This is a genomic window from Virgibacillus sp. MSJ-26 (assembly GCF_018918075.1).
GTDB lineage: Bacteria > Bacillota > Bacilli > Bacillales > Amphibacillaceae > MSJ-26.
In genome coordinates, this window is the sequence record NZ_JAHLPW010000003.1 from 224,419 (window position 1) to 244,152 (window position 19,734).

Consider the following 19,734-nt stretch of genomic DNA (forward strand, 5'->3'; position numbering starts at 1 on the left):
ATCAAAAGTCAAAGTCACTTATAAAGCTTAAATTTATCGTAAAAGGAATCCGTTCAGTAATCGCATCTGTTTCCAGATCCTTAATAACTAAATAGTACGTCTTATTCCGATCATACTCCATATTTTTAAGCACAAATTGTTGCTTAAACACCCGCTCTATTGGATTATCCGACGTCAAATCACCAATAATTCTCTCTTCATTAGAAAGAACATTTCCTTTATCATCCGCCATATATACAACAACCGACCGCGGAATATGCTTACCCGATATTTTCTCATTTTGGAAAAACTCGAGAGAAAAAATACTGTTCGTAATACGGCGCGTCGTGCTTGTTAAATTAATCGCCACTTTTTCACTGGCAACGGCTCCCCGTTGCCCTGTACGTTTATTTCGCACCTTGAGTAATGGCACAACAACTTCTTGTAAGCTGGCACCCCCATGTACAAAATTATCCCCCCCACCTTGAATACGGTAGCGGATTGTCGCATTTGGGACATATCCGAAAAGTTCTTGGTCATTTTTAATCACGCTTGATAAATCAATCGTTAATTGTCCGGGTACCTCCCTTTGTTCTTTAGACAAAATATAACGTCGACTTATTTCAAAGGCATCAGGTGACTCTTTATCCATTAAATCACTCACTTTTAGAGGATCTCTTTGATAGAGGAAACCATGGTCAGCCGTTAAATAAATATGTGTTCCGCTCAGATCATTACGTATAATGCGAACTAAATCGGATAGTTGCTCAATGGCATCTTCTGCTGCGTCAAATGTATTCATTTCCGTATCACGCTTATCGCCAAAAGCATCAATCGTATCGTGATAAATATAAATTAGCTTTTTCCCTTTAAATGTAGCCCGCCTTGTAGCTTTATCCATCATTAAAATATCTTTGAAATGAACAGCGATGCTATCGTCTGAATAGGAAGAAAGGACTTTCTTTCTATTCTCTATGCCTGACGTGCTCATTCCATTGGCTAATACACTTCCTTTCTCATCGATATCTACTTCGCGATGAGGTAGAAGAGCAGCCATCCCAAATTTGGTAACTGATGGAACGACACTAAGCATGGTATCTAGCTCACACTCACCTAAAATTTCAGAGTTTAATCGTTCTTGTAATTCTTTACCCACTTCATAACGCATGGCATCAGAAATAATGACAAAAGCCCGCTCATTTTTATCAAGATGTGGTTTGATCATCCTTGTGTAAAACGATTGCTGATTATGAACACCTGGTAACGTCCATTCGTCAGTCATTTCTTGATTAACGGCTTGCGACCAATGCGTACTCAACTCACCCATAAACCAGTTTGTGTATAAATTCTCAACAACGGACTTTAGCTTATGCAGCACTTCATTATCGCCTTCAGCATCAAAGGCTACATAAAATTTCCGGTAATACGTATCCATTAGATAATAGTCTTCTGTATACTTGTTGTACATGTCAATAGCTTTTTCTTGAGGAATCCCGTAAGAGTAGCGCTTATGAAACGCATGCATTTTCACAGCGTAAAAAAGCGCGTCATAAATATATTGATACATGTGATAAAAATGCTTCGGTCTTCTGACACTAATCAAATCAATATAGTCTTCGTAATCCTCTCGCTGTTCCATTAAACTGTTTACAATATAAATAATCACAGCCCTATCAACATACGGAAAAACTTCTGCATTCTGGAATGCTTCAACCGGAAGACTTCGAATTAATTCAGGAAGCTGAATGTCGCCTTCAATCTGATGAACATAGTCATGAAAAATTTGATAATCTGTTGTATGATGCATCCAATGATCTATAAACACATAACAATTCGTTTTGTTTTGTTCAGCAATAAAATGACTGAACCGATCGAGATACTTCATATCCATGGTTTGGCTAAATGCCGTGACAGCCATATGAATAAATAGTGTTTTGAGCGTTTTTTCTTCGCGCTGGTAATCATACTCACGATGAGTAAATTCCCAAAACGTCTGCACGTCAAAATAACTACTAAAACTCTTTAAATAACGATTATTTTCATCATCAAGTGTATCCATTAACATTGTTCTTAACACCGTTTCAAAATCTAGTGAGTTCATGCCGCAAAGCACATTCATCATGGCAAGTTCTATCGTTTCCTTCGTATATGTGTGAATGTCAAACGCTTTAAACTTTTCGGCACGTTCTTTTCTATCAAAGAACTTAATATATTTTTGGACTACTGCCCTTAATGAACTATCAATACCTAAATCATTCATAATTAAGGAAAGTCGATCAGCGTAAAATGTTTTAGAATACACGACTGTATCATAGAGCCAGTTATCTTTAGAATCTAGATTTAAATTTGTATAAACTAAATACGAACTATCCGTATCTTCTACCTCTAATAAATGCTTAACGTAAAATTGATTATTGTCGTGTAAGTGAATGACCTTCACATCATCAATCGTCACTCTTTCATAGTCAGTCACAAACTCTTCATCCAAATCTGTCCAGAACACTATTTTGCGATTTTCTCCATCGTTTAATGGTTCGTTAAAAAGATCTGTTAAGGATGTCATTATTTGATTTAAATTCATGTAGATCACCTATCCTCATTCTAAGTATAGTATAGCATAGCAGAATTTTCTCCAGCGACTGTTCAACCTCAATAAGGCGGATTAAGATATGGAGATAATGGTAAAATAATGATGACGCTATTATTTGGAGAAATTAAAAGCTATCCCCTGTATTAATGAGCACTTTATAAAAAAAGAGATCACCTTAGGCGGCAATCTCTTAGCATTTAAGCAATGATCATTTGGCATTTTTTAAGATTTTAACATCTGCTTGCGTGTTCAATAATCCTTCTGAAAGAACAGTGACTTTAGCATCCAACTTATCTATTTTTTGGACTAACCTTTCCTCCGTTTGTTTCAACTGTCCTGAGAGGCCTTGAACTTGTTCTGAGAGATTTTGATGTTGACCCGAAAAGCCTTGAACCTGTTCCGAAAGATTTTGTTGATGACCTGTGAGGTCTCGGACTTGATCTGATAATTCGGTAATTGCTTGTAGGATTTCAGAATTACTAACTTCTTTATTCATGAATACACCTCCTGTTTTTTCAATTACTCTTTCAACGAACGATGTTCAGTGAAAACACTACTGTTTCCCTTCATGTTAGAGTTAAGAAAACTTCATGTTTAATAGCGGTATAGCTATCATATAGCTACGTCTTTTTGAAGCATATGTGATGGAGAAAACTGAGGTATTTTGTCTATTAATAATATAACATGTTTTAAGTTCAGAACAAAGGCTTTTTCTATTCAACTGGTTTCAAGCCTTCTTCGCTTCACGAGTTTCTTTCACAGCAGAATTCCCTTCATCTCCTATGTTCCTGAGTAAATCTTTCTTTTTAGATTCATAGCGGACTTTTAGATCAAATAGATAAACGGACGAATTCGGGATAAGACTTTTATCGTACCGCTGCATGTTCTTTACTTAACCTCACCAACCAGTAATTGGTCTGCCATTTATATGTTTCTACGTGATCTTTATAAAAGTCATTTAAGAAATAGCGACACAACGTTTGTATAGCTGTTCATTTTTTCGACCAATCGCATCGGCAACAAAATGAGCACTTATACAATTTAAACAACAACATCTTTCAAATAATATCTGCATATAAATTGTTACTCAGAAGAATAAAAAACATTGACAAACATAACATAGTAGTGTAGAATTCTAATTATAAAAGCAGGGAAGCAATCGCAATCACACATCGTGGTTAGGGATTGCTTCCTTTGTTTTTCTTAATATCATATAATAACAATAATCTTCTTAATTCCGTTATCATTTTAATTTCCCCTCTTAATTCTAAGTGTTCTAATTCTTCTATTAGAAACTGCTTTAATTCATTTAAATCCAAATTTTCAAGGTAAAAAGATAACGTTTCAAAGATCTTTTCCTTTTTCTCGTCAGCACTTTTTATAGTCGTAACATCGATTGATTTAGGTGTAAATACGGAACTTTTATTAATCTTATCGTAATGTTGATTATAATTTGAAAGTCTGTCTGAACGTCTAAGTAATTTTTCTTTTTCTGTCGGATGTAGAGAACTATTTTTAATTAACTCTTTGTCCAAAACCTTATGAACTGGAAATCTATCCTTTCCTCCCTGACTTGCAGCAAATTTCAGTCTTATATCTGTCGTTATTTCATCACTGTCTGAAATATAGTCGAGCGAATACTGAATAATATCCGGCATTTGAAAAATATGTTTCCAGTCCCCAACTGCTATTGCAATGTTTTGATTTTTAAGATCATCTTCCAGCCTGTCAATTTCTTCAGGGGAAATGAGGGCAGATTTTAATGTTCCAGCTTTACCTCTATCAATAATTAATTGCTTAATAACATGTTGGTACTTTCTTACTTCCGTCGGGGCCACTCCTTGATTTATAGTGCTAATTTTATCAAAAACAGCTTTAAAGTTATCCGTCTTTATAACTCTTAATCTACAACCTAAATCTTTATCATTAACGATTTCTTCCACTAATTCCTGTTGATCTTTTTCCCATTCTATTAGCACCAATTTCTTTTCCAATATATTTAATTCTTTTGATGAAAGAGACTTTGTAAAGTCCTTGATTATGTTTCTTACATTTACATCAGTTAGTGAATAGCCTAGAAAAATGATTGGGGAATGCAATATCATGGAAATGATTTTAGCACTAATCAATACAGAATTCTCTTCAAAATAGGCATAGTCTTTATCGGTAATAATAATATCTTTCGGATTTTCGATACAACCATGTAACTTGTACAATTCAGCAAAGCCAAATGTTTCTTCAAAAAATCCCTGCTGACCTGTATATTTTTTTATATGATAATCGCTTTCCTGGTTGTATGAATTCTCAATGAATGCATCATAATTAGTAGTTAAAATAATTTGAGATTTAATCAACATTTTTTTAAATGACTCATATTCATACTCCATTTCAGGTTTGAGTTGATAAGAACCAAATCGTTTTGCTATGGCAACTTTAAAGGGGGATACTTTTAAAGTATAAGCGTTCCTTGGGGTAAATTGATTGATTTCTATGTTTCCGTTGTTAAATTCCTGATTGAATTTGGTTTCTAATATTTCACCAATTTTTATATTGGAATAGTGATCCAGTTCCCGCTCATCATATAAAGGTTTTTCTTCTTTTATTCGATCCCTTAAATTATTGTAATAACCGTAGAAGTTCGATAAATTTGCTTTGTTCCAAAATTCCTCTAATAGCAATTGCCAATTTGGAAAGTCATTTAAAAATCTTTTGGATATCCCAGATCCTATAAAAACGACTGGAAATTCATTTTTATTTTTCAATTCTTCCAACACCGTCATCTTTTACCACCCCTTACTATATTTGATCTGTATAAGTTCTAACTACTTTTTAATTGTAACAAAATTCGATAAATTAGGCGAACATTTATTCTTGTTTTTACTTACTCTAAAACCATTCCATTTGCTGTTAGAGACTATTTGAAATCATTTCACATTGTTTATAAAAGGAGCTCCCAACAAATTTCACTTAATTGTTGGATAAAGCTCCTTTTTACTTTTTGAAACGCATTATTCTTGTTTATTTTGAACAAATACGTTGTTTTTATATTTTTGCAACTAACCCTTTAAATTTCTCATAATTGACTTTCACGCCATCGTCTAAATCGATCTCGATTTGCATATCGGCTAAATAGTGGAGTTTTTTTCAATAAACAATTAGAAGGGAACTTCTGTCGTTTCACGGAGCACAAAATCAAACAACTCTAACTGAAATTGCTCTGTATTTACATCAGGATTAAAGTGCCAACTCCCATCTACATCTTGATGCACCATATCTTTCAATGTTGTTTCTATCAAATCTTCTATTCCGCCATTCGCATATTCTTCTGCCAAACCGATCATTTCCTTTTGAGTAGATAGTTCACCAAATTCTTTCAAAAACAAGGCTTTAACAGAAGTATTATCATATTCCGTAAATGTCACAGCCCGACATAGTTCATGACGTTTTTCAATTGGAATTTTCTTTCCTTTTTTTTCGCCCCAAAAAGTACAGAAGATAAAAAATTCACTGTTCTGGGTAAATATTCCATTACGCGTCATTTTGTGGAAAATTGGAAAGTATTTATCGGATACATAGACTCGAAGCTGCGCATTGTCATTCATTTTTAACCAGCCTTTCTTCATATTCCTCAATTTGAATTTCTCTAATATTCGTTACACCAGCTTCCTCGGATACAAGTTCATAGAATCGTCCAATCGTATTTGCCTTTCTAAATTGCATACGTTCTGCTGCACCAAATTCTTTGTCAGTTACTAACAAAACCCACTGTGAACAAATCTGTGGCAAATACTCAATCAAATTTTTTTGATGTGTACCGGACAATCTTCCGAATGGCGTATCCATAAATAGTGGCATTTCCATGGCACTTGTACCGCCAGCTACTTGGGCTAAAGCTGAAATGAAGCTTAACGATAAGACTTGACGCTGACCTTGGGATATGTTTGCAAGGAATGGTTGTCCATAATGATTTAATACTTCGAGATTATAATTTTTAGTGACCTTCGCTTCCTTTATCATATCCTTACCTGAATCATCCAATAAATAATTTAAATTTTGAGTTGTCGTTAATTCAAGTTCCTCTAATAGTTCACTCTCAAATTTTTTAATTACCTTTTCTAATCTACTCACAGAAACCTCTATAATATTACGTTTTTGTAAAACATGTTTATGTAAGCCACTTTCTCGTTCAAGCTCTTTAAGTTTGATTTCCAATGAAGCTATTTCTTTCTTCAATTCATCTTCTTGTTCTGCATTCTTCTTAAGTTTAAAATCTATCTCTAGTTTGGCTTTGTTAATTTTTTCTCGCTCTAGGTTTAATTCCTTCATCTGATTTTCACCGGATTGATTTAAACGTTTATTGATTTCCTCTAACTGATATTGAATATGGTCTTTTTTAGACTGGAGTTCATTGAACTCATATTTCCACTGTTCTATTTGATCGACTCTTCCATCTAAGTAAGCAGCTAATTGTTTCATCTCGGCTTGAACACTCTGCATATCTCTATTTTTTTCAAACTCTTTCGCCGAATTAGATAGCATCGACAAGTTTTGATACATCTGGGAAGTTCTATCAAACGATGTTCCACAAATACAGCGCATATCTTCCAACAGCGACTCGATGAAACTGGAATCAATACCACTTCCTTGATTAACTAGATCATAAGAAAGCTTCGTAAGTTGTTGTTGATATACATTTTCCCCCATTAAAAGTGGCAAATATTTATTCAGCTGTTTAGTCTGTCCAAACTTACTTTCTATCTCTAATCCAATCTGTTCAAGATCATTCTCAAGATTTTCTCGTTCCTTTATACTTGTACTCATCATTTGGTATTCTTTTAAAGCTTCGTTAATCTCTGCTAAACGAACAAAGTTTTTCGCATCGTATTGTTCTAGTTCAGTAGATTCACTTTGTATACCTGCTAGCTTTTCATTTAAATGATTCATCTCACGCAAAGCCTTTTTATAATCACCTGTTGAAAGCTGCTCCAATTCCTTTGTTGTATCAGACAAGAGTTTATTGAATACTTGTTGTGTTTTCAATATCTGGTCGATTTTCAACAAGTTTTTAATACCATCCGTCACCTCTTGTCTTTGTTGTGGGGATACTCGAGTTAATCTCTCAATCCGTTCTCCGTCAAAGAAGAAATAATGCTTCACTCGATCATCAATGATTTGATCCGTTATATATTTAACTTCTTTATCTGAATGCCATTCCTCATCTGTTGTATGGTTAACCAAATGGACTTTAAACGGTTCTTCTTTTTGTTTTCCTGTATCGTCCTTCATGGCAAAATATACCCGCTCAATCGTATAACTTTCATTATGGTGAGTGAAATCAAGTGTTACAGAGCATTTGATCCCACCTTTACCACGGCTCGCTTGTTCTTCTACGGCGTTGACGTTTGCCAATAAAACATCCGCTTCTTGTGCATCCTGAATAAGCTTGATGTCTCCAAATAATGCAAACATCATTGCCCTGTAAATACCCGTTTTACCCCGTCCATTCTCTCCTAAAATAACGGTGACAAGCTCACTTGATTCGGTTTCGGCAAATTCGATCGCCTGTAAGCCATAAAATTGGCGAAAATTATTCATTTGTAGCGACTGAATAATCATGACTCGTCTCCTTTCTGTTCTACTTTCATATCCAAATATCGTTGCATGTTTTTAGCATGTGCCTCAATCGATATAGGTTTGGTTTCAACTTGCTTTATCGTTTCCAAAATCAAATCACTAACCAATGGATCTTCATCCTCTAACAAAATGCTAATTTTCGCAGTCAACACATGATCTGTCATTCTAGCCTACCTCCTTCTAGCAAACTTTTATGAATCAATTCATCCCCTTCAATGACGTAAGGTGTCTTTTCTTTATCAATTGCATCATGAACATCACTAAGAAATTGTCCGTCTTTTGAGTACTTCACGCTTTCTAGAAAACTTCTAATCTCCGTTAATTTTGCCGCTCCATCAAACTGCTGCTGTAAAATAGTCTCAATGAATGTTACCTCATCTGGAATTCCCCCATCTAAAGGAGACAACACTGCATAAAAGGATCCCAAAATTTTCCAGGCACCCGATTTTCTTAATATATCTCCCAACAAATCTTCATTCCACCGAATGGATTCGGGTAATGTTGGTAGCTCAGTCGGATTGAACAGCTCAGATATATAAACATACTTCCGATTGAATTGATGTTTGATTTCCTCAAACTTAGCACTAGTAATGTCTAAAATAGTTTGAACCTTCTCTTCATCCATCTGAATCGTATCACGGTGAACATACTCCCCGAACTGCCCACGAGAATAATACAGCAAATTGTTCGAACGAAGCAATACAAGATCGAGTATTCTGCTTCCTTCACCTAGCAATTCAGTTAACCAAAAATTCACCTCTTCCCGAGCGACAATTCGATTTTCCTCTAGGATAAGGCCTTCCACTAAATCTTTTATCGTCAAAGTATCGCCCTCAAATTCTTCTAAAACCGCATAAGGAAATCGAGGGAATTTGAACGTAGATAATCCCATATTTTTAAGCAAACCATATAGAACATAAGCTGTTGGTATTCCAATACTTTTCAAATACATTTCATTTTCGTTGAAAAAGGACGGAAAATATATGAATTGCCTTTTATTCATCGCCATCTTTAATTTTGAAATAATAAATTGTATATCCTCGGATTCTATATCCTCATATTGCGACACAAGCGTGTAGACTCCATGATCATACGGAATAATTTTTGTTGAACCCCATAAAATAGAAGTCAGTGTAAACTCTCTCCATCCTTTTTGATGCACGAATTCCTCCATTAATTCCCGAACTGCAACAGGCCGAGCTCGTTCCTTCAAAAACTTTGTAACCCACTCATGATTCTCCAGTCTGTCCGCCCCATAAGGCAGAACAGTCGGAAACCGCGGCAAAGATAACTTTTGCTGTGGAAAAATACGAATTAAAGAATACAATGCATATTCATTCGGGACACCTTGTTCAAATGCTTCCTTTTTCACCGCGTTAAAAAGCTTTCGTATATGAAAAAATTCTTCCTCTTTATGCCATGATTCAGCCGTAGTAATGACGGAATCCAACCATGTTTCATCGACCAATACAAAATTCACATGAATATATGTCCCCCTTCCCCACATATAAAACGTATCCTGCAAATCATCTCGAATAACAATCGAATAAAAAGAGCGTTCACCATGAAATCCACCAGGCATTAAAGCATTTGCTTTTTCAATCAACTCTTCTTCCCTTTGATAAATTTCTACACCGTTTGGATATTGCAACATAACCATTTCAACAATATCTGCTTTTGTCATATTTTTAATAATCCCCTGATTTTCAGACAACCAATTGATTTCAGTAGTAGCAATCGTATATACCACTTCCTCTGGTGAACCATCTTCCAGCGCCCTTTCCTTACAAAACACGTCCACATCAACCAATGTAATAACACGTTTTGAAAATACCTTTTGCATGTCACGCTTTACCGTTTCAACATATTCCTCTAACTGACGTTTGTTTTTCATCGATAAAACCGCAATCTCATTTATGTTTTGATAGAAGATTCCATTTGCATCAAGCGCATGGATAAGAAGAAAATGAGCCTCTAACTTATCATCTAATTCTCTCGCTGGAATCATCTCTTTGCCTGCAGAAAGGTCATGGGTCAATACGGATACGAGTCGCTCCCAGTTATCAAGCAGAATCCTATCCCCTTTTTTCAAAATTTGTCTGATTCTTTCCCTTGTAACACCATGCTTACTTCCTAATTGTTCAAGGGTTATATGCTCTCCTTCTAGTGAGGCCTGATATCGCTTTTGAACGAGTGTTATATATTGCTTAGGAATTTTAAACTTTTTTTGTTCTTTATCTGATTCTTTTATTTTTTGATACCACTCGACATACCTCTTCAACTCATAATCGAGCAATTCTTCATTAGTTAACTTATTTATTTTTTCTTCTTTGAAAATCTGGCTAACAACTTCCTCCAAACTATGGAACAAATTTTTAATCCGGACTTTTCCAATCCCAGGAAGATCTTTTAATTGCAACAAATCAACAGGTAAATCGCTTAATAGAATGATCCCCTCTTCCTGCATCGTTTCAAGAGTTGAAAAGACATTAGCCGGAAACCATTCTGACTTCATTTTCTTATTTTTAATTTCTGAAGGAATTGTGACAACATTTTGTTCATAACGAATAACTAACTCTCCATCAGGAGGCGTATTGGCTGCCGTTTCAATCTTATCCAAACGTTGTAACTCTTGCCAAAACTTAATTACCGTACCTTCTCCAACACCTTTCAATTGCCTATGAATCCCATCTAAATAGGTTGGCATCTCACTCAAACGATATATTCCTTTTTCTTGTAATTTTGTCAACATATGATTGCATCCTTGAATATCCATATCGTTGAACAATGTTTCTGCTAGGTTTCCTGGAATCTTAAGCATTTCTTCCTCAAAATGCAAAGTAAACAACTCTTCTTCTTTTTCTTCTTCCCGATCAGACTTATCAAATGTGATACCTTCAAGTAATATTTTAACTTGACCTATATCTTCTTTTAATATCCATGCCATCGTACTAAGCAATCGCTTGTCAAGTTCTTTTATTGTATTTATGTGATACTTTTTTAATCGCTCGTGGAATTGTGCTGAAAAAAAGGATTCCAAACTAGCGGTAAAATTGTTCACTTGAATTTGCAAATCATTTTCTACTGTTGGACCATTATGAAACCTTGATAGTACACCTGTAAAACGAAACCCTTGTACATACAATTCTTCTAAAAGATTAAAGAAATGAAACCTAGATTGTTGATAGATTTCACGCAGAGCGTCTTCTGTCACCTCATTGAAACGCGATAGATTCCAATGTTTTTTTAGATAAGCAATCCCGTTAGATGAATCTTCAGGTAGTCTTTCGTGCTCCAGATGACGTGGGATTTGAATTTGTCCCCTATCTATCCAGTAGTCAGATTCAACAGATACGATAGTAAGTAATTGATCTTCTTCTTTTTTTTCTTGAATCGTGTCGCTCCATTCCACCGTGTCCGATTGCTTCACGCCAATTTTATCAATTTCTACAAGAGGTAGGGTTTTATTCAATAAAAACCAGGCAGATTGATAGTTCGTTGACTTACCACCCTTTTTAGTAAAGCGAAAATACATTTTATGCTTTTTCAATGACGTTAATTTCTCATTGATAGACCAATCACCAAGAATCCAAAGTACCCCATCCTGATCACGTTTATCAACATACTCCAGCTCTTGTTCCCTTAGATAGGCCAAAATAGGGAACGGAATTTTTTCTTTTTCTACAATATTTTGCGCTTGATAAACTTCTGCTTGCTGTTTTTCTTTATTTATACTTTCTATTTTCTCATTCACTTCTTGCCATAAACTATCAATCTTTTCCATCGTCTGTTCGACATATGGCTGGATAAGTTGATCAGCATCTGACGGACCACTTTGTCGACGCGGCAGTTGATAAATAGGTGCTACAAAATCATAACTCACATACACTTCCATATACCAAACACTTATATCAAATAAAAATCGATGAGCCTGAATCGCACTTTGAATATCTACCGCATTCAAATGATGTGCTGCTTTATTTCCCATTTTTCGAATCCATTCCAGTTTTAAATAGATTTCCTCTTCAATCGCTTGATCTCGGTAAAGCTTATAGATGCGTTCAGCATGTTTTAAAGGATACATTTCTTCTAATTTTTCCTGTTCACTAATCCTCTTCACTATATGCTCACAATATAGACGACTCTTCATCAAAGTAGCATTGGGTTGCTCATATATTAGATTTTCAATTTCCGTTGCCAACTGATGGAAATCATCTGATATCTCTTTTGTAAATTCAAATATAGTAGACAAATAAACCCTCCTCCTCACATAAAATATTTATACAAGCATAATGTAGTGATTGTGTTTTAATTATTTCTTTTTACCTTTATATTGTTCTGCCCCCCTTTATGTAGGGTACAAAGAACATTGAAATTTAATAATGGCTATATCAAAAACTTTATATTTTTGCAACTAACCCTTTAAATTTCTCATAATTAACCTTCACACCATCGTCTAAGTCGATCTCGATTTGCATGTCTGCTAAATGGTGGAGTTTTTCGTCGTATGCTTTTAATTCTTCTATTTTCCTTTCGACCGATGTTAATTCTTTTTTCGCATCGCGTATTTCTTTTGCGGTGGCATTACCTTCATCTTCAATCGTTGATAGTAAATCTTTCTTTTCCGATTCATAGCGTACTTGAACATCATGGAGGTAATCCGTACGAATCCGAGATAAGGTTGTTTTGTCATAACGGTGCATATAAATAAGACAATTAAACGCCTTCTCTTTCCCTGACGTAAACAACCAATAAATCGGTCGCTTCTTGTATGTTTGCACATGATCTTTATAGAAATTATTTAAGAAATAGCGACGTAACGCTTCCCTGGCCGTTTCATTTTTCCTACGTCCAATCGCATCAGCCACAAAGGTAAGGTTTTCTTCTAGCGTATCATCACCAAACGTCACTTTCACAAAATTAATAAAGCGAGTCACAATATCATCCTCAAAGTAAGCCCCTGGTAGGATAGGTAAGATATTATTTTCATCCGCTGGGAAGGTTTGATAACGACTCAGATCAAACTCACCTCCTGCGTAGATGAGGCCTTCTTCATCTAAAGAATAGCGACCAAAAGTACAACCGACTGCATAAGAGATGAAGCTTTTGACGTCACGTTCTAAGTTAGCTTTTCGAATGGTCACATCCTCATCAGCCACATCAGGATTCAGTTCATCTTGTAAGCCATATAAGTCAATGAAAATTCGGTTTAGTTTTTCTTCGTTCTCTTTGAGTTGATTGAATTGAGATTCGGCAAATCCATTCCAATTACGAAATGAAGAATCTATTGAATTTGAAATAAACTCTAATAAGGGATGTTTTGTAAAATCCCATGATGTTTCAAAAGAATCCCAGTCCTTTTTTGAAATTTTAATGTTGATATCTACTAAGTCATTAATAAAAGTTATTTTATCTTTCTCTAAATTTACTGGAATTTTACTTATATTTCCTGGTTGAAAATTTAATGTAGGATTTATTATGTTTAATATATACTGTGCAATTTTCGAACAAAAAAGTGCTAGAATATATTTCTTTATATTTTTATCACTTATTGAAATAAAAGGACTAGCGTCATCATATAAAAATCCTTTATAAGAGTAAGTAGCCGAAAATTTACTGCTAGTAATCTTGTTCCAAGTCAAAGCCGGTTTAAATATAAAGTCTAGATTATGATTAGTAGACCCAACTTTGTATCCTTCATCTCTCATGTTTCGGAGTTCAAAACCATCATCTTCCCAATTAACAACTTCTTCATTATTCCCGTACCACTTTTTAAACATTCCACCTTTTTTATAAGGAAACCATACTTTATTACTGTATTTTGCCACTTTCCTATTATCAAAATTAAACCCTATTGTAACAAAAGAAACTTCACTCCAATGTCTGATAAATCTTTTATTATCTGCAGTAACCATTCCTTTTCTAGTTTGACCATAAAAACCTACTTCATTGAATTCTTCAAAAGCAACTAATAGTTCTTGACTCACCCAATAAGCATTTGGACTTCCTGGAATTTTGTTGAAATTATCTTGATTAAACGTATAGCGATAAGAAACAGTTGGATTTTGAACAGCCTCTAAAGTTTTGATGGGTTGGTTTGCCGCCCCACGAAAATCTGAAAGTCTAACATATTCTCCATCTGTTCCACTATGATAGTTTCTAAGTGTAAATGTACAAATTGGTACTGTTGCACCATCAAATCCAGAATATTCGAGTTGAATTAGGCTACTTATATTTCGATCGTTTATAATTTTTTCTCTTAACTTTTCGTAGGATGAGATAAACATCCACACATAGGGTGTCATGAATCCGATTTGTCCATTTTTCTTGGTCGCATAAAAGCTATATTCTATAAAAGATGAAAATAGATCAGATTTCACATCAGAGTAGTGTTTGTCTAAGTATTCGTTAACTTCTTTTGTGACATACCTTCTCCCCGCGTAAGGAGGATTTGTAACAAAGACATCATATTCTCTTCCCATAATAGTTGCCTGTTTTAACAGCCCCTTAAATAAGGGTAGTGTATGCTCTTTAAAGTCCATTTCAAAAATGTTATTCTCTTGCTTCTCTAGTTCTTCTAATCGATCATTTAAGATGTCATAGTCTACTGGCTCCATTTTAATAAGGGAACCAATAGCTTTCCCATGTTTAAACTGATCAACAAATGATTCTATTTCATCATAATGATTGCCCTCTGTTTCCCCTGCCAAATAAGCAATCTCTTCATCTGTCACAAGGTTTGTTTCTTGAATGGCTGCAAGGTGTATTGTTAATCCATCGCGTTCAATACTTCTTAAGAAGCGTCGATTATATTGTAAAGCTTTCATCACTACAGAAAAGCTTGCTAATTGATATGCCCTGTCATCAATGTCAAGTCCATATAAGTTATTTTCGATAATCAAACGTGGAATCTCTCGGTCCATATAGCCAGATTTACTGTAAATTTCATGTAAGACGTCAAACATATAAACGAGTATGTGTCCACTTCCCATAGCTGGATCAAAGCATTTTATATCTTCTACTTTTAAATCTTTATTTATATATGGTGCTAATTTTTCTTCTAGAACCTCTTTTGATTCTTGACTTTCAAGATAGAATTCCCATTTTTCAATTAAACCTTTATCCTCAGGATGAGATTCGATCCAATAGCGCCCTAATGCGTTTTGGACCATATAACTGACGATCCACTCAGGTGTAAAGAGTTGGGTCGCATACGGTATTTCCTCTTTTTTATATCTTTTTTTCGCCCGAATCACTCGATCATTTTCTTCATAAATATAATACTGATAAAGCCATCCTATAATTTCAACTTTCTTCCAGTCTTCTTCCGGTAACTTTTCCGTATCAATCATTTCCTGCACAAAAGAATCCGTTCCAAGCAGTCCTTCTGGAAAGAGGATCGCCGTATAATCTTCAATCGTCTCAAACATGAACGGCATGTATCGATTTAAATCATTACAATGAAGTTTGATTAAGTATTTAAAAAGTTCTTCTGTATTATTGTCCATTTTTAAATCATAAACATATTCTTTATCGATAGGTAGATCAAGGGACAATGCTTCTTTAATCATATCGGGTTCGGTACTACCTTCTGTTTCGGAAGATAGGACGCGAACCTTTGTTGGTAAATAATCATTTACTTCCATAAAACGAAGGGCAACGAAACGGTTGAACCAGGTATATGCCGTTTCTTCCATCACCTGGTCAAAGCCGATATCATTGATACGGTTAATAAGCCTGTTTCGTTGATTTTTTTCGACATCCGTCAATTGCTTGCCATCAATATAGATTGCATCCGAACTTTTAATTGAAGCAGCATCTGCTATTTTATCTTTTGTAATCCCTATTTTTCTCGCTTGTAATTCAACTCGTTCCAATAATTCTTTGCGGGCATTAATGGCATAGATTCGTAATGCTGATTTATTCATTGGACTTTCATCCTTTACTCTTTAAATTCTATTTCTTTGTTTGATCTAATAATTTGCTTCAGTTTATTCGATAACGTATTAACATATTTATCAACATCTTCTTCAGAAGAAAGTGTGGTAATTGTCATAAGCTCTGATAGTTTAACCGTTTCTTTTCGAATGACTGGTTCAGGTTCTACGATTGGTGGTTCAGTAATCTGTGCATCTTTTCTTTTTTTCTGCTCTAATTCTTTTTGTCTTTGCCACTCAGTAATTTCTCTTTGAATATCTTGGATTGCTTTTATTTTGTAAGAGTTACTTCGTGTAATCATGGCGTCGACTTTAAATATATCTGTATAGGAATTTAATAATGTGAGCATGTTCTTATACTCTGTTTGAATTCGCTCTTTCGTCAGGTTTGAAACACCATACTGACCCGCTTGTAAAGAGGCTTCATCGAAATCGAGTTGGATCTTTTCTTTAGCCGCTTCTTTCTTTTCTGTCAGGACGGCATTAATTTGCTCGTCTAGTCTATGAACCAATTCTGGGATATCTTTTATTCTTCCATATGGAATGGGATCATTTAAAATATCATTTAATTGATTCATAGCCGTTTCTACTTCTTCCGTTTGGACATAGGCTTTGACTTCCTCATATGTTTCAATCGCTTGAAGACCTGTGTCATAAATGTTCTGCTGATTTGAATTAAAGAAGCTCTTCACAGATTGAATATCTTCAAACCAATCCGCAAGATCATCTTCTAGCTCTTTAAAACGTGTAAAGAAAGTTAGATTATCAATACCCCTATCAAATTGTGAGAAATATTCCAGACCTTTATTGAGTAAACTCATACCTGGATAGCTTCGCCCTTCATATCTCTCTTTGTATTTATGAATTTCTTCTTCTTTCATCTCGATTAAATGTCGAATATCTTTAATTAAGCCGTCTTCATCATCTGCTAGATCGCGTTTGTCGAATAGATCACGTGCAATGCGTTTCACCGAGCGTAGTAAGCTTTCATCAACTTTCTGTCGGACAATAATAATTGCTTTATCCGCTTCTTTTGGACGTGTGAAAGCAGTCATTAGCGAATTCGCATTCTCTCTCGGTTCTAAATACTCCGCATTATAACGAATGCGAATGCGTTGTTCTTTTAAGAGTTCGGCAATCAAGCTAGCTATATCAAGCTCTCTCCAGCCATATGGCACATCACCAAATCGGTCATAGAGAGGTTTAATTCTAATTTGCTTATTTAATTCTGCTTGCAGGCGTATAAATTCATCAATCATTTGCTTTGCTTGCTCATTCGGGTTCCTCATTTCTGCATCGTCTAATGTGATTTGATCATTATCCGCAACTAAAAAGGCTTTTAGGTCACTCTCTTGACTCGTAAATTCCTGAATCAGTGGTAGATGTTTATATATATTTTCTACGAGAACTTTGAAGGCTTCGTCCATTTTGTCACGGACCGTCGAGCCTTTAATATCCACTTCTGTTCCTTTAATAAAGAAAGTACTATTTTTAATGGCTTCTTCTAACAATTCACGGACACGACGACGACGGTCTCTCACTTCGACTTGTTTATTATTAAGGATGTTTTGAATGTTTTCCGGGAGTTGGGCAATATTACGACCACGCCTATATTCTTCAATTCTGAGTGCTTCTTCCAATTCGTCTACATAAGATTCTACGCCACCCAGTTTAATGATTACTTCATTTTCCGCGCTAGACATCATCATTAATTCTTGATCAGATTTATGATAATGCTCTGAAAGTGGAGACAGAATATTTATGCCAATACTTGCTGTTTGGTTTCCGTGATTTTTTTCATCCATTTTTTGATTAAATGAAAAGTCATACCATTTAGAGTAACGATACTTCTTCATTTCATATAAGTCTTCGAAAATATACTCAGCGAGTTGTTTTTTTATTTTTTCTTCTTCAACCATAACTGACTTAATTTCACGATTGACATCTTGTTCATCATCAGTTAAGAAGATGTACTCTTCGCCATTTTTTTGAATAAGAGTTTGGCCAATCAGCTTTCTTAACGATACTTTTATTTTTTCTTTCAACTCTAATTTATCTTCATCAATATGTGAAACCATTAATGTAGCAATATTGTCAATATTAGCCGGGAGTTCTTTCACGTATTTGATCATAAACAGGACTTTTAAAAGCTCAATGTTAAATAGATCGTCCTGAAGTTTAGGATTTTCTGCTGCTCCTTCGATAACGCGAGATACAGTCGGTTGTAGGAATTCTCTAATGGTATCGTAAAAAGCATAAAATGGAATAAGTGTGCCCTCGTTCTCTTCCATAAACCGGATACCTGCTTCCCGGTAAGCAGAAAGCATCGAACGTTCTCCCTCAGATAAGTGCTTACCTGAAGATCCATGTTTTCTTATTTGTTCAAAGACGTTTTGCAGTAAACGGTATTGGTAGGGGACAAACGGATAAACATCCGAAAATTCTTGGGCATCTTCAAATCCTTGCAAATCAGCTGTACTGTCACGAAAACTAATAACATTTTTTAGAATAGGACCTTTTTCTGGATAGATGGCTTTAAGTTTATCTTCTGCATAATCCTTTTTCTCTAAAATACGTTTTTGGATGACTTCATCGACAGAAATAGAAGAGAGTGATAAACGGGTATCAAATCTTCCTTGAATTCTAGAAAAGTCGTCTCCTTTTACTTTGACAATGGAGTCGATACTTTCCTGTGACGTCACCATTACCCAAGCTCGTCCGCCACAGATGGCTCCTAAATTTTCCGTTACCGTTTGCAGATTCAACATTAAGTCACGGCGATCACCAATATATTGGCCGATCTCATCGATGAGAAAGACAAGATGGAAGTTGGGTTCTTTCGTATCGATATATTTTTTTACATCATGAGCAAATTTTTCAATACTCACTTCGATATTTTCCGCACCGTAATTAAGCCAATTGTCAACGGCTTCTTCGGTCATATCTGTTGCTTTAATTAAGGCTTCTTTTACATAATGGGTATCAAAATAAAAAGAGTGACGACGGTTAAGCCACGGTTCTTCTGCCACTTTTTCATATTCATCTTTGAATGCTTCTAAGGAACCTTCTTCATCTAAATACTTTTCTAGTTCGGCGACAACCGGATTATCACCATAATAACCACGATGTTCATAAAACACTTTAAGGAGAACTCTTAAAATCGCATCTTCTTTTGATTTATTATCTAGTGGACTCTTAGAATCAATGTTGAATAAGATAGTTTCCGTGGGTATTTCAGCGGTACGTTTCATATTGGCATAGACTAGAGGATCAGAAATTTTATCTTCAAAAAAGTTAATCGGCTTTTCGCCCTTAACAGGGTTGTTTTTCAAAAGGTAGGAAAGGATTTTAAGAAAGTGGGATTTACCTGATCCGAAAAATCCAGATATCCAAACACCCACTTTATCTGTCTTTCCGTCTACTCCTTTTAAATAGTTTTCATAAAATTTTGAGAAGTGTTTATGTAATTCTCTTGTGACGACGTATTCATTCAGTTCTTGATAAACATCATCTTCGTTTGTTTGATCCGCCTTGATCACGCCGCGAATATCTCGATCTATATCTTTTGCGAACATTTCTTTCAATAGCATGGGT

Annotated in this window: 9 protein-coding genes and 1 pseudogene; all 10 read right to left on the reverse strand. The window is 35.2% G+C overall.

Annotated elements, in window-relative coordinates:
- Position 1: 1 nt before the first annotated feature.
- Positions 2 to 2,560 (reverse strand): BREX-1 system phosphatase PglZ type A, encoded by a 2,559-nt coding sequence (pglZ, locus tag KQI49_RS03070; RefSeq protein ID WP_216486688.1) that lies wholly within the window; start codon positions 2,558 to 2,560, stop codon positions 2 to 4.
- 217 nt (positions 2,561 to 2,777) lie between these two features.
- Complete coding sequence (locus tag KQI49_RS03075) at positions 2,778 to 3,065, reverse strand: hypothetical protein (protein WP_216486690.1); 288 nt, start codon at positions 3,063 to 3,065, stop codon at positions 2,778 to 2,780.
- A gap of 682 nt (positions 3,066 to 3,747) precedes the next feature.
- Entirely contained in the window at positions 3,748 to 5,349 is a 1,602-nt protein-coding gene (locus KQI49_RS03080) for an SIR2 family protein (protein WP_216486692.1), read from the reverse strand.
- A gap of 262 nt (positions 5,350 to 5,611) precedes the next feature.
- Positions 5,612 to 5,707, reverse strand: a pseudogene (locus KQI49_RS18870) (restriction endonuclease); the annotation flags it as partial.
- Between the two features lie 17 nt (positions 5,708 to 5,724).
- Entirely contained in the window at positions 5,725 to 6,171 is a 447-nt protein-coding gene (locus KQI49_RS03085; RefSeq protein WP_216486694.1) for a hypothetical protein, read from the reverse strand.
- The gene (locus KQI49_RS03090) at positions 6,164 to 8,185 is read right to left on the reverse strand and encodes an AAA family ATPase (RefSeq protein ID WP_216486696.1); all 2,022 of its coding nucleotides are present in this window, start codon (positions 8,183 to 8,185) and stop codon (positions 6,164 to 6,166) included. The genes KQI49_RS03085 and KQI49_RS03090 overlap by 8 nt, the downstream gene beginning before the upstream one ends.
- Complete coding sequence (locus KQI49_RS03095) at positions 8,182 to 8,367, reverse strand: hypothetical protein (RefSeq protein WP_216486698.1); 186 nt, start codon at positions 8,365 to 8,367, stop codon at positions 8,182 to 8,184. Before KQI49_RS03095 ends, KQI49_RS03090 begins: the two co-directional genes overlap by 4 nt.
- Positions 8,364 to 12,455, reverse strand: a complete 4,092-nt coding sequence (locus tag KQI49_RS03100) for a DUF4145 domain-containing protein (protein ID WP_216486700.1) — start codon at positions 12,453 to 12,455, stop codon at positions 8,364 to 8,366. The genes KQI49_RS03095 and KQI49_RS03100 overlap by 4 nt, the downstream gene beginning before the upstream one ends.
- A 148-nt stretch (positions 12,456 to 12,603) precedes the next feature.
- Positions 12,604 to 16,131 carry a BREX-1 system adenine-specific DNA-methyltransferase PglX gene (pglX, locus tag KQI49_RS03105; protein WP_216486702.1) on the reverse strand — a complete coding sequence of 1,176 codons (3,528 nt, stop codon included), beginning with the start codon at positions 16,129 to 16,131 and terminating at the stop codon, positions 12,604 to 12,606.
- A gap of 14 nt (positions 16,132 to 16,145) precedes the next feature.
- Complete coding sequence (gene brxC / locus KQI49_RS03110; RefSeq protein WP_216486703.1) at positions 16,146 to 19,730, reverse strand: BREX system P-loop protein BrxC; 3,585 nt, start codon at positions 19,728 to 19,730, stop codon at positions 16,146 to 16,148.
- Positions 19,731 to 19,734 lie beyond the last annotated feature (4 nt).